General features: G+C 35.8%; 14 protein-coding genes. 9 read left to right on the plus strand and 5 right to left on the minus strand.

Features of this window, described 5'->3' with window-relative positions; genetic code table 11:
- The first annotated feature begins 21 nt into the window (after positions 1-21).
- Together CSC80_RS12740 and CSC80_RS12745 are read left to right on the plus strand one after the other, a co-directional pair.
- Complete coding sequence (locus CSC80_RS12740) at positions 22-351, plus strand: twin-arginine translocase TatA/TatE family subunit (RefSeq protein WP_232231303.1); 330 nt, start codon at positions 22-24, stop codon at positions 349-351.
- Between the two features lie 6 nt (positions 352-357).
- Positions 358-933, plus strand: a complete 576-nt coding sequence (locus tag CSC80_RS12745) for a phosphatase PAP2 family protein (RefSeq protein ID WP_099192352.1) — start codon at positions 358-360, stop codon at positions 931-933.
- On the opposite strand, the gene CSC80_RS12750 is transcribed toward CSC80_RS12745, so the two are convergent.
- A complete protein-coding gene (locus CSC80_RS12750) occupies positions 896-1,537 on the minus strand; it encodes an O-methyltransferase (RefSeq protein ID WP_099192354.1) in 642 nt (213 codons plus the stop codon). The genes CSC80_RS12745 and CSC80_RS12750 overlap by 38 nt on opposite strands.
- A 63-nt stretch (positions 1,538-1,600) precedes the next feature.
- Between CSC80_RS12750 and CSC80_RS12755 the strand changes: the two genes are divergently transcribed.
- The 3 genes from CSC80_RS12755 (at position 1,601) to CSC80_RS12765 (ending at position 4,734) form a co-directional block, all read left to right on the plus strand.
- Positions 1,601-2,071, plus strand: coding sequence for a GNAT family N-acetyltransferase (locus CSC80_RS12755; protein WP_099192356.1), 471 nt, complete (start codon positions 1,601-1,603; stop codon positions 2,069-2,071).
- A 65-nt stretch (positions 2,072-2,136) separates the two neighbouring features.
- Complete coding sequence (gene kynU / locus CSC80_RS12760; protein ID WP_099192358.1) at positions 2,137-3,405, plus strand: kynureninase; 1,269 nt, start codon at positions 2,137-2,139, stop codon at positions 3,403-3,405.
- 180 nt (positions 3,406-3,585) lie between these two features.
- Positions 3,586-4,734 carry an MFS transporter gene (locus CSC80_RS12765; RefSeq protein WP_099192359.1) on the plus strand — a complete coding sequence of 383 codons (1,149 nt, stop codon included), beginning with the start codon at positions 3,586-3,588 and terminating at the stop codon, positions 4,732-4,734.
- A 1-nt stretch (position 4,735) separates the two neighbouring features.
- Here CSC80_RS12765 and CSC80_RS12770 read toward each other — a convergent pair whose 3' ends face one another.
- Complete coding sequence (locus CSC80_RS12770; RefSeq protein ID WP_099192361.1) at positions 4,736-5,902, minus strand: hypothetical protein; 1,167 nt, start codon at positions 5,900-5,902, stop codon at positions 4,736-4,738.
- 43 nt (positions 5,903-5,945) lie between these two features.
- Positions 5,946-6,626: a hypothetical protein gene (locus CSC80_RS12775; protein ID WP_099192363.1), complete on the minus strand. Its 681-nt coding sequence runs from the start codon at positions 6,624-6,626 to the stop codon at positions 5,946-5,948.
- An 80-nt stretch (positions 6,627-6,706) separates the two neighbouring features.
- On the opposite strand from CSC80_RS12775, the gene CSC80_RS12780 reads away from it, so the two are divergent.
- The 4 genes from CSC80_RS12780 to CSC80_RS12795 all read left to right on the plus strand — a co-directional run bounded on the left by CSC80_RS12780 (position 6,707) and on the right by CSC80_RS12795 (position 9,046).
- The gene (locus CSC80_RS12780; protein WP_082643028.1) at positions 6,707-7,333 is read left to right on the plus strand and encodes a sigma-70 family RNA polymerase sigma factor; all 627 of its coding nucleotides are present in this window, start codon (positions 6,707-6,709) and stop codon (positions 7,331-7,333) included.
- A complete protein-coding gene (locus CSC80_RS12785) occupies positions 7,333-7,530 on the plus strand; it encodes a hypothetical protein (RefSeq protein WP_058105933.1) in 198 nt (65 codons plus the stop codon). Before CSC80_RS12780 ends, CSC80_RS12785 begins: the two co-directional genes overlap by 1 nt.
- 16 nt (positions 7,531-7,546) lie before the next feature.
- Positions 7,547-8,392, plus strand: a complete 846-nt coding sequence (locus CSC80_RS12790) for a mechanosensitive ion channel domain-containing protein (protein ID WP_071340100.1) — start codon at positions 7,547-7,549, stop codon at positions 8,390-8,392.
- A gap of 105 nt (positions 8,393-8,497) precedes the next feature.
- The gene (locus tag CSC80_RS12795) at positions 8,498-9,046 is read left to right on the plus strand and encodes an ATP-dependent Clp protease proteolytic subunit (protein WP_058105935.1); all 549 of its coding nucleotides are present in this window, start codon (positions 8,498-8,500) and stop codon (positions 9,044-9,046) included.
- A gap of 91 nt (positions 9,047-9,137) precedes the next feature.
- Here CSC80_RS12795 and CSC80_RS12800 read toward each other — a convergent pair whose 3' ends face one another.
- Positions 9,138-11,084 carry an OmpA family protein gene (locus CSC80_RS12800; protein WP_074669796.1) on the minus strand — a complete coding sequence of 649 codons (1,947 nt, stop codon included), beginning with the start codon at positions 11,082-11,084 and terminating at the stop codon, positions 9,138-9,140.
- A gap of 18 nt (positions 11,085-11,102) precedes the next feature.
- Complete coding sequence (locus CSC80_RS12805; RefSeq protein WP_099192365.1) at positions 11,103-12,005, minus strand: type IX secretion system membrane protein PorP/SprF; 903 nt, start codon at positions 12,003-12,005, stop codon at positions 11,103-11,105.
- Between the last annotated feature and the right edge of the window lie 44 nt (positions 12,006-12,049).

Genomic DNA, 12,049 nt, shown 5'->3' on the forward strand with positions numbered 1-12,049 from the left:
TATATTTGTAGTATGATTGCTATGTATTCATTATTTATTAGTGGCGCGGAAATTTTCTTCATTATGTTTATCGTAGTGATGGTTTTTGGTGCCGACAAAATTCCTGGTATTGCCAAGGGCTTGGGCAAAGGTATGCGCCAGCTTAAAGATGCTACCGAGGATATTAAACAAGAAATTCAAAAAAGTGCCGACAAACAAGGTATAGATACAAGTTTTGTGACCGATATTAAAAAGGATATTGATGACATGAAACAAGATATTAGTTCCGGTTTAGGTACTGACGTTAAAAAGCAAATAACTGACGTCACTAAAAATATCAATGAAGTAACCGGTACGATCAAGAGAAAATAAGCGCTTATGCTAGATAAGATCTTACAATGGGATCGAGATGCCTTTGTCTATCTTAACAGTCTAGGTATAGAACAGTACGATGCTTTTTGGTCTACCGTTACCAAATTTCCACCTTGGATTCCTCTCTTTGCATTGATCATTACACTTTTCTTTATAAAATTCCCAAAGAAAGAAGCTATAACAATGATTTTGACCATATTGATTATGGCAGCTTTTGTGGCTACGGTCACTGACCTGACAAAGCATGTGGTAGCCCGCTTAAGACCTAATAATGACGAAGAGCTAAATACGTTGATCCGTATATTACGGAGTCCGTCCGGGTTCAGCTTTTTTTCGGGCCATGCCTCATCTTCCTTTTCTATAATAACGTTGACCGTTCTTTTTTTAAGGCGAGAATTTAAATGGGTGTATTTATTTTATATCTGGCCCATACTATTTGCTATGAGTAGGGTGTATGTTGGGGTGCACTTTCCTATAGATTTAATGGTAGGTGCTTTGGTAGGTATATGCTCCGCCTGGTTGTTCTATAAATTATACGGTCTGCTTATTTTACCCTACTTAGGGTCAGTCCGTCACGTATAGGCAGCAATACCGTCTCTAATTGTGGATGACCACTTAGTTTTTTATTATAGTCCAACAATACTTTTGTGGTCACATCTTTTGGGTTCAAAGGCTCAACCACTTTACCTGACCACAATACATTGTCTGAAAGTATCACAGAGCCAGATTTGGTTTTGGGTAGTACAACATCTAAATACTTATCGTATTGCTTTTTCTCCGCATCAATAAAAATAAGGTCAAAGGTGATATCCATTTTAGGGATAATGTCCAAAGCATTACCTACATGTTGTATGATCTGATTACCATAATCACTTCGATCAAAAAAAGTACGCTGAATTTGTTCTAGTTCTGCATTGACATCAATAGTATGTAATTGTCCGTTTTTCTGTAATCCTTCCGCAAGGCATAAAGCGGAATAACCGGTATACGTGCCAATTTCTAGAATGTTGGCAGGATGTATCAATTTAGAAAGTAAACTTAAAACACGACCTTGAAAATGCCCCGTTAACATACGGGGCTGTATAACTTTTAAATGCGTTTCTCGGGTAAGTTCTTGTAACAACTTAGGTTCTGGCTGTGAATGGTCCGCTAAGTAATTTTCTAAAAGTGGCGATAAAAAATGCATGCGTTTCTTTTTGCAAAAATAGGGTTTTAAGCCTTATTTTAATGGACTCAAATTAGCATAACCATGAACAATGAAATTACCATTAGGGAAGCCCTAAAAAATGATGTGCCTGTACTATTGCAATATGAGCAAGAAGTGGTCAAGGCAGAACGCCCAATGGATCCAACTATTAGAAATAATGATGTGCAATACTATGATTTAGATGAATTGATAGAAAACCCAAGAGCTACCCTTATGGTTGCTTGTGACGGAGATAAAATTGTGGCAACGGGTTATGCATTAGAAAAACAGGCAAGACCTTACTTGGATCATGAGACCTATGCTTATTTGGGTTTTATGTATACCGATCCGGAATATAGGGGCAGGGGAATTAACGGTAAAATTGTGGAAGCCTTACAGCATTGGGCCATGAATATTGGGCTTACGGAAATAAGGTTGCATGTATATGAGGAAAATGAACCTGCTATTAAAGCCTATGAAAAAAAAGGGTTTAAAAGACACATGATCGAAATGCGATTAAGAACAGAATCTTAAAATGCTATTATTGCATGGAGCTTATAATATTATAGGCTTATGTTTACCTTTATACAAAATTAGCTATGGAGTTTAAAAATACGTTGCAGTTTGCACAATCATTAGACGCACAAGACGACTTAAGTACATATAGAGATGAATTTATTTTTCCTAAAATTAATGGGAAGGAGGTCATCTATTTTACCGGTAATTCTCTAGGATTACAGCCAAAAAGAACCAAATCGTTTGTAGATGAGGTCATGAAAGATTGGGCGGAACTTGCCGTTGAAGGTCATTTTTATGCAGAAAAACCTTGGTGGGACTATCATGAGCGCCTAGCTGAGCCCTTGGCAAAAGTAGTGGGGGCGTTGCCTGAAGAAATATCGGTAATGAATACGCTTACGGTTAATCTTCATTTATTGATGGTCTCTTTTTACAACCCCACTCAAAAGAGATTTAAGATTCTTTGTGAAGAAAAAGCATTTCCAAGTGATCAATACATGTTTCAAAGTCAAGTCCGTTTTCATGGGCTAGACCCGGATGAAACTATTGTAGAGATTAAAAAGAGAGAAGGGGAGCATCACTGGAGAACAGAAGATATACTGGCAAAAATTGAAGAGTTGGGAGATGAACTGGCACTTGTTTTAATTGGCGGAGTAAATTATTACAATGGTCAAGTAATGGATATGGAAGTTATTACCAAAGCAGGAAAAGCAGTTGGTGCCAATGTGGGTTGGGATCTAGCACATGCCGTTGGTAATGTAGAATTGAAACTGCATGAATGGGATGCCGATTTTGCATCATGGTGTAGTTATAAATATATGAATAGCGGACCAGGAAATGCTTCTGGAATTTTCGTGAATAAAAAGCACCTGAACAAAAAAAATATTCAGCGTTTTGAAGGATGGTGGGGAACCAAAAAGGAAACCCGTTTTTTAATGAAGCCAGAGTTTGAACCTATGGAAAATGCCGATGCTTGGCAAATAAGCAATGTACCTGTGCTATCGGTTGCGCCTTATTTGGCTTCATTGACCATGTTTGAAGAAGTTGGTATGCAAAGATTGATTGAAAAGAGAAAATTAATTGTTTCCTATTTAGAGTTTATTCTACAAGAAATAGATAAAGAGGTAGATAGCACTTTTGAAATCATAACTCCGGCAGATAGAGGCTGTCAGCTTTCTGTGTTCTTACATGGACAGGGCAAGGCGTTGTTCAATTATTTGATGGAAAATGGGGTGGTGACAGATTGGCGAGAGCCCAATGTAATCCGTTTGGCACCGGCTCCTTTCTATTCTACGTTTGAAGATATGTACCGTTTTGGGCAGATATTAAAAGCGGGTGTGCTGGCGAATTAGGTTATAATAGAATTTAGAAAAGAGAAAATAGAATAAAGAGAAGAGAAAGGAGAGAAGTATTTTATAAAATTTCAACCAACAACCAACAACCAACAACCAACAGCCAACAACCAACAGCCAACAACGAACACCTGTGCTGAGCGTAGCCGAAGTAACCAATAACTAACAACTGACAACCAAGTGAAGTCATTACGATTAATTTTAGGGAAAGCACGTTATTTTGGTCCGTCATGGGTATTTGCAAGTATCAACATACTATTTGGAACATGGGCCATTTATATACCCACGGTCAAAGAGACTTTGCATATTAGTAAGTCTGAGCTGGGTATAGCTATTTTCTTTTTGGCATTAGGTGTATTCACGGTTTTTCCGTTTGCCTCAGGTATTATCAATAGGGTAGGGGTTGGTAAAAGCACATTTTACGGGGTGTTGGCGAGTTGTGTTGCTGCCATGCTGCCACTACTGGCACCTAGTTATTATATGTTAATGGCTGCCTTGTTTCTTTTTGGGGCTTCTAATGGTATCACGGATATTTCTATGAATACGTTGGTAACGGAAATAGAGAAAAAAGACAAGGTAAAGTTTATGGCGGCATCTCATGGCTTTTTTAGTCTAGGTGGAGTTTTGGCGGGTTTGGGTAGTTTTTTAATTGGTCCGTTGTCAAATCCCGTACTACACATGTTCATTGCCGTGTTACTCGTTTTGGTGGTCAATTTTAAATTTAGGAAACAATATTTTACGGAAGTAGCCGAAGAAATAGAAAATGAACCCTTTAGTTTTGGTTTGCTAAAACCGTTAATGCTATTAGGTCTTATTTCTTTTTTGGCCATGGGTAGTGAAGGTGCTATCGTAGATTGGAGCGGACTATATTTAAAGGAAATTGCGTTAGCGCCCGAAACTTTATGGGGATTGGGATTTTTAGGGTTTCAAATCACCATGACCTTAGGAAGGTTTTTAGGGGATGGGATCAGTGATAAAATTGGGTCGGTCAAGATAGTTGCCGTGGGAGCAATTTTAGCAATTGCAGGATACTTTTTAGTATTGACAACAGATACTTATTTAAGTATTATTGGTTTTGCGTTAAACGGACTGGGATTTTCTGTCATGGTACCTGAAGTTTTTAGAATAGGGGGGAATGTAAAAGGAATAGATTCTTCTAAAGGCATTGCCTTTATTGCAGGTTCAGGATATGCCGGCTTTTTGTGTGCCCCACCAATTTTAGGTTTTCTAGCAGAGAATTATAGTTTGACCAGAAGCTTCGTGGTACTTTTGGCTTGTGGATTCCTGATTCTATTATTTACATTTTTATTAAAGAAAAAGAAAGCTTAGATCAGTTTTTGATATTGCTTCTTACTTTAAATTCATTATTGGGATCTTGTACTTTGTCAATAAAATTCAACATTTCTTCTGTTAGCAATAATTGATTTTGAGCATTCCAATAACGCTGATCGTACGGGTATTTTATTTTGAATAGATCTTTAGAGGTGCTTACATTTTTTTTAACGGGAAAGTCGCCCTCATGGTCAGATGTAGTCAATATAAAAGATACATCATAAAAAGAGGTGTAGGAATTTTTATCATCTGTCACCTCTACCTTTACATCATATTTTGCAGTGGCTATGTAATATTTGTTTGTAATTGAAGATTTGGACAGTGACATTTCTTTTTCTACGGAGACCGTTCTAAATCTAATATTGCCATCCTTTTTATAAGGATTGTCTTTATTGTTAATGGCCATGTAAATTCTTTCAATAGCATGGTCATTATTGTTGATAATATAATGGCCATTTACTTCTTCATTTTCAATTTCTGGTTTGGTCTGAAAACTTAAATTGGTCTTACTGCCATTATTAAAAGTAGCTTCGGTCAAATCAAAAGCATCTCCAGTAGCGTTCATAGGGGTGAAATTCATGAACAATTGGTAAAAGGTTTCAAAAATGAAGTATACTTCATTTTCATCTTTCACTAATCCAACTTTACGCATATTGGTCAACTCTACCTTAAAGTCTTTCTTATCTGGGTCAATCTCTTTAGTGTATAAAAGTGTTCTTCTTTCCAGTTTACCTTGCAAGTCTTGAATTCTGGTAATTTCACCATTATATCTTAAAACACCTCTCAACAGAAATTTCTCTTTATAGGGATAAATAGGGTAATTAGATCTAATAGAATCCCCAACTTTTTGCCATAGGGTTTTTTCATTCGTAACCGTAACTTCATTAAGCTCCAATACACTTTTGTTGAGGAGAATGGTATCCTTTACTTTTTGAAAAGTAGTACTTAATTTATCATAACCAACCCTGTAAATTATAATGGAATCTAATAATGATGAAAATTGAAACCGACCATCTTCATTGGAAATAGTATGATCTTTAGAATTATAGACACCGACAAATTCAAGAGGAACATTGTCGGCACTATCTACTATTACAGCATCTATAGTCTGTTGTGAAAATCCAATAAATGAAAGTAGAAAAAAAAGAAAGAATGATGGTTTCATGGATTAGTTGTTAAGATTGAAACGTATCAAACTTTGTACCATATTATTTCACCTCTACCCCGGAAAAATAAAGTGAGAAATCAGTATCCGGTCTTTTGTGCATCATGCTTATGTGTAATCCGTTTAGGTTTTTATAGTCTTCCCAAGTGGTTACCATGTTAGGTTCAGACTGGTTTTCCTTTCTGTATACCCATTCTTTAATAATATAATCATCTCCAAAATAATAGTCGTAGGCATCGCCAGGTGTGTAGCCACCTTCATTATTATAAACTGTGGTTAATTTATGCATGGTAGCTTTGCTGATCGGTGCTTCTACATTTTCTGTGTGCTTGTGGGTGAAACTTTTTTGATCCCATACCAATTGATATGGTGCCAATAGCCAAAACTTATCATTTACAAATCCGCCATCGGTGGCCGTCATGGTACTGTCTACAGATTTTCTGTTGTAAGAGATGGTGTCTTGTCTTGTCATCATGGTTACATCGTTAGAACCGGTTTCCCATAACCAAGTACGTTCAAAGTGTTCATCTTCACGATCTACATTAAAAGTAAATTTTATAAGCTCTACATCTTTCCAGTTTTCAAAACCGTTGGCATTGGCTATTTTTTCAAGAACGGTCAATTCCTTATCTTCGGCAACGACAACTTTAGTTTTTTTTTGGTCGGTTTTACATCCTGTAAATACGCTTGAAACAAGAATGGAAAGAAGAATTAATTTTTTCATTTTCTGTAGATTTTCAAGTAAATATATCAATTACAGTATCTTTAACCTACTTTTATTTTTTTGTAAACATAATTATTAGGGTGACTTTTCTTAAGAAGCTTTGTTTTATAATCATTGGAAACCAGTTTGGAAATAAAACGGTTTCTAAAGGCGCACATGAAAAACTTACCGATAATGAGTTGATCGAGAGAATTGTTGCCAATAATGATTCTTTATTATTTGGAGAATTATATGATCGGTACTCTCAATTGGTCTATAATAAGTGTTTAGGATTTTCAAAGTCTAACAAAGAAGCTGAAGATTTAACCCAAGATATTTTTTTAATGTTATTTGTTAAGTTGGGTTCGTTCAAGGGAAATTCAAAATTCTCTACTTGGCTCTACTCTTTCACTTATAATTTTTGTGTCAATTACGTGAACAGAAATAAGGAAAGAAAAATAAATGATAACTCAATAAAATATGATACTCAAGAAGATATACCTGTTGATGTAACCGATGATTTACTATTGCAAATGCAGGTAGATAAGCTAAAAAAGGCTTTGGAACTAATTGCGCCGGAAGATAAATCTCTATTATTATTGAAATATCAAGATGGAGCATCAATAAAAGAATTGGAAAATATCTTAGATTTAAAACCGAGTGCGATAAAAATGAGGCTCAAAAGGGCAAAAGCGAAAGTAACGGAAATGTATAAAACCCTACCTTAATGTTAGAACAGGACAATAATCCATTTAAAAATTTACAAGGGGATCTTAAAGATGTTCCACCAGAACTACGTAAAAAAGTTATGGATGATGTCGCTGCGGCTAAATTGGTGATGGAATTGACCAATCTATTTACGGGTAATTTTGCCTCTATTATTGAGGGCATGTTAAAAACGAATTCAAAACCTAACCAGAAATAATAGTAGTAGACCAGATATGGAAACAGTAGATAAGTGGAAAGACCTAACATTTGAATCTTTAAGTAATATTTTTAAAGATATAGCGGCAGCGTTACCAGGTATTTTCGGGGCCTTTATAGTAATTGTATTTGGGTGGATCATAATAAAAATTACCACCTTGGTATTAAGAAAGATATTTAAGGTCATTAAGTTGAGCAGTATTTCTGAAAAAATTAATGATGCTAAACTTTTTGGTGATGCCGATATTAAGATAGATCTATCTAAAATCATTGTAACCTTTGTAAAAGTGCTGCTTTGGTTGGTGTTTATAATTGTGGCCTCAGATATTATGGGCTTGACCATTATTTCTACAGAAATTGCCAATTTACTACGTTACCTGCCTATTTTGTTGTCTGCTATGGTCATTTTCATGATAGGATTGTTCTTGGCCAAAACGATCAAAGAGACCATTATTAAGGTTTTTGATTCTATTGGTCTAGGTGGTGGAAAAATTCTTGGAAATGTTTTGTTCTACCTCATTATAATTTTTGTAAGTATAACAGCGTTAAACCAAGCAGGTATAGACACACAGATCATAACCAATAACTTTACTATTGTTCTGGGAGCTTTTTTGTTGGCGATCTCTTTGGCCTTAGGTTTAGGATCTAGAGAAATAGTTGGTGATCTTTTAAGAACCTTTTATTCTAGAAAAATTTATGCAGTAGGAGATAAGGTTAAAATAGGCGATTTGCAAGGTACAGTGGTTGGTATAGATAATATAGCAATGGTATTAAAGACAAAAACCGGCAAAGTGGTTATCCCTATTAAGAAGGTAGTGGAAAAAACGGTGGAAGTAGAAGAGAGTACGGCACCAAAAGAGTAATTGTAATATAAGTTGAAAAGAATTGGACGTTAATTAGGAGAAGGATTGCCTCTTCTGTTTATGATTTAATTCATTAATTTTGTTAGAGATAAATAAACTTAAAATATGAGTTCTAAAAAAGGAAAAATTCAGGAAGCCATAGATGAGAAATTGCTGGAGGAAAGAAAAGTCTTCTTATGGGGTATGGTTGATGACGATTCTGCAAAACATGTAATTGATAGGTTGTTATACTTGGATATGCAGAACAATAAAGAAATTCAATTATATATTAATAGTCCTGGTGGTTATGTAACTTCTGGTTTTGCAATGTATGACACTATAAAGTCATTAAAGAGTCCTGTTTCTACTATTTGTAGCGGTCTGGCAGCCTCTATGGGGTCTATATTATTGTCTGTTGGTAAAAAGGGTAGAAGGTTTATTCAGCCACACGCACAAGTAATGATTCACCAGCCAAGTGGTGGTGCAAGAGGGCAAGCTTCCAATATTGAAATTCAGGCAAGGGAAATTATTAAGACCAAAGAGTTAAGTGCCCAGATTTTGGCGGATAACTGTGGTCAAGACTTTGATAAAGTCTTAAAAGATTTTGATAGAGACTATTGGATGAATGCAGAGGAGTCTATTAAATACGGTATCGTAGACGGTATTTTAGAATAGGTAGCTACTTATTATAAAAGCAAAAGTCCTTTACAAAATTGTAAAGGACTTTTTTTATGGTTGGTCGTTATTTGGTGATAACTTTATATACTTATTTTGAGGCAACTATGCCTTTTTTAATCTGTAAAATAGGGAATTCTGTTCTTCTATTTAGTTCCAGTTCCTCTGCAGAACAGTCTTGTTTACTTGTACAATGGTTGATAGGTACTCGCTTGCCAAACCCTTTGTATGAAACGATTCTATCTTTAGAAACACCGTTCTCAATTAAATATTCGTAGGTAGATTTTGCCCTTCTTTCAGAAAGATCATCATTGTAGGCATGACTACCAACCGGATCTGTATGTGCCTCTAGTTTAATGATCATATCTGGGTAGGTAATGTTCATTACCTTAATTACCTTATTTAGCTCTGCAGCAGCATCGGGTCTAATATCACTTTTGTTGAAATCAAAGTATATTTTATTAAGTCCCGCCAATACTTTAAGGTCTAATACAGGCTCAAGAACAATATCTTGCCTCATAAGCTTTTGTGCCTTTGGGGTAGAAGAGGTGTTAAAGAAAACATTTTTATGTGGGTGGGTTTTTCTCACCGCCTCGATCATGTATGTAGTTTTTCTGTTCACCGGAAATCTATAGTACCCATTTTCATCTGTTGTAGTCTGCGCCACCAGCGTGTTGGTAATTTGATCAAATAATTTGACCGTAACACTATCCAGCATTTGATTATTGACACCATCAACAACATAACCTTCTACATCTAAGGCAGGGGTAAATTTAAACTTGTAAATATCATCACTACCAACGCCGCCTTCTCTGTTGGAACTTACATAGCCATCTAAACCGTTAGGTAGCCCATAGTATGCAAAATCATCGCTAGAACTGTTTATAGGAGTACCTAAATTAATAATGTCAATAACTTCACCATCTTCATTTGATATGGTAGAAAAGACATCTAATTGGCCAAAACCAACATGACCATCTGAACTAAAGAATAATTTACCCTCTTCGTTTATGAACGGAAACATTTCGTTTCCTTCCGTATTAACAATGGGTCCGGCGTTGATCGGCGTTTGTATACCTCCACGTTCATGAATTTCTGCGTAATAGATATCTGTACCACCGTAACCGCCAGGTCTATCAGAAGCAAAATATATTCGGGTCCTAGATTGGTTAACAGATGGGTGACCGGTTGAATAGTAGTCGCTGTTCATTCTAAGATTACTATTTTCTACCCATTTGCCATCTACAAATTTGGCGCTATATATTTTTAGGTTGATTTCGTTTGATACACCGTAACCAGCTTTTTTATCATAAAAATTATTTCTGGTAAAATACATGATGGTATCGTTCTTATAATCTGTAGAAAAAGCTACGGAACTTTCATGAAATTTTGTGTTGATATCTCCTTTTAAACGTATAGGTTCAGACATAGGGTTGTCCTCTTGCACAGCAAAAAGATCTAACCAAGGCTCATCGTTCCAGCCATAAGTTTCACCGGTTACCACGTCTCTTCTAGAAGAGGCAAAATAGATATTTCCTAAAAACCGAAACGCGCCAAAATCACTATCTGTAGAATTAAAGGATACAGGTTCAACCTCATATCGTTGTCTACTGTTAAAGACTACCGATGCCAGGTTACCATCTTTTAAGAATCGTTTTACACGAGAATCGTTCTTATTGTACTTTTTGTATTTTTTCAACCAAGTTTCAGATTCATCCAAATCTCCATTGGCATAAAGTGCCATGGCATATTTAAAATAATAATCCGTAGGAAGGGTGGCATTGTTGATTACAGCCTTAAAATGCGGAATAGATTTTTTATAATCACGGATTAATAGGTAGCATTCAGCTAATTGCTGGTGTGCATATTCCGCATTAAAATCTGTTTCCACCATTCTTTCATATTCAGGTATTGCTAAAGAATAGGAAAATTTACTAAAGTAATAATCAGCTTTTTTTTGCGATGCTATTTGCGCAATGGTAAATTGCCCTACTAGAAATAGTAGCGTTAAAAGCACCAAATTTTTATAATTTTTCATCGTATCGATTTTAAATTATTAGAAATATCTGGGGGATTTTACCGGACCTAATACCTTTTTGGCAAGTTCAAATATCAAAATTATTTCATGTGTACCGCCAGTATAAGGTCTTACCGAAGATGTCGGTAGATCATAGGCATAACCAATTCTAAAATCTCTAGAAACTTGGTAATCCATCATTGCACCAAAGTTAGATGCATCGTTCACTCTATATGAGGTACCTATCCAAAATTTCTCATTGAACAAAAAGTTAATGGTAAAATCATAGGTTGCCGGGGCACCATTTGTAAATTTTGTAATGATGGTAGGTTTAAAAATAGTTGTTTCAGACAGATCAAAAACCAGACCACCAATGGCATAATAGCTATTACGTTCTATAGCTTCAAATTCGCCTTCGTTCAAATCTGTATTTAAAATTCTTGGTGATGAAATACCGGCATACCATCTGTTTGAGCCAATATAAAAACCAGCACCAAAATTAGGGTTTATACTGTTGAAGTTGGCATTGAAGAATTGATCGTTGGGATCAGGATTTTCTAGGTTATAACTTGTGAAACCGCCCTTTAGTCCAAAACGCATTTTTACTTGCTGACTTATTGGAACGGTATATGAGAAATCACCATAAAAATAGTTGGTGCTTTCAAAACCTAAACGGTCATTGATGTATGATACGCCAATACCGATCTTTTCATTTTTTAATGGAGAATGAACTGATAGGGTACTGGTACGTGGGTTACCTTCTAATCCTGCCCATTGGTTTCTATGTAATATTGTAGCGTTCAACGTTTCTCTACTACCTGCGTATGCCGGGTTAACAGAAATGGTGTTGTACATGTACTGTGTAAATTGAGGTAACTGCTGTGCACTTACAAATACACCGGTAAATAGTAAAATGGCTAAAAAGAGATTAGCTTTTTTCATGGTTATGTTTGGGTTTAGCTTTTTACGGCTATATGTTAATGAAT

It is taken from the genome of Maribacter sp. 6B07, assembly GCF_002700155.1.
GTDB lineage: Bacteria > Bacteroidota > Bacteroidia > Flavobacteriales > Flavobacteriaceae > Maribacter > Maribacter dokdonensis.

Excerpts from the sequence above, each read along its gene's own strand:
- CSC80_RS12740 (WP_232231303.1), top strand. The coding sequence starts at position 22 with ATGTATTCATTATTTATTAGTGGCGCGGAAATTTTCTTCATTATGTTT.
- CSC80_RS12745 (WP_099192352.1), top strand. The coding sequence starts at position 358 with ATGCTAGATAAGATCTTACAATGGGATCGAGATGCCTTTGTCTATCTT.
- CSC80_RS12750 (WP_099192354.1), bottom strand. The coding sequence starts at position 1,537 with ATGCATTTTTTATCGCCACTTTTAGAAAATTACTTAGCGGACCATTCA.
- CSC80_RS12755 (WP_099192356.1), top strand. The coding sequence starts at position 1,601 with ATGAACAATGAAATTACCATTAGGGAAGCCCTAAAAAATGATGTGCCT.
- kynU (WP_099192358.1), top strand. The coding sequence starts at position 2,137 with ATGGAGTTTAAAAATACGTTGCAGTTTGCACAATCATTAGACGCACAA.
- CSC80_RS12770 (WP_099192361.1), bottom strand. The coding sequence starts at position 5,902 with ATGAAACCATCATTCTTTCTTTTTTTTCTACTTTCATTTATTGGATTT.
- CSC80_RS12775 (WP_099192363.1), bottom strand. The coding sequence starts at position 6,626 with ATGAAAAAATTAATTCTTCTTTCCATTCTTGTTTCAAGCGTATTTACA.
- CSC80_RS12785 (WP_058105933.1), top strand. The coding sequence starts at position 7,333 with ATGTTAGAACAGGACAATAATCCATTTAAAAATTTACAAGGGGATCTT.
- CSC80_RS12790 (WP_071340100.1), top strand. The coding sequence starts at position 7,547 with ATGGAAACAGTAGATAAGTGGAAAGACCTAACATTTGAATCTTTAAGT.
- CSC80_RS12795 (WP_058105935.1), top strand. The coding sequence starts at position 8,498 with ATGAGTTCTAAAAAAGGAAAAATTCAGGAAGCCATAGATGAGAAATTG.
- CSC80_RS12800 (WP_074669796.1), bottom strand. The coding sequence starts at position 11,084 with ATGAAAAATTATAAAAATTTGGTGCTTTTAACGCTACTATTTCTAGTA.
- CSC80_RS12805 (WP_099192365.1), bottom strand. The coding sequence starts at position 12,005 with ATGAAAAAAGCTAATCTCTTTTTAGCCATTTTACTATTTACCGGTGTA.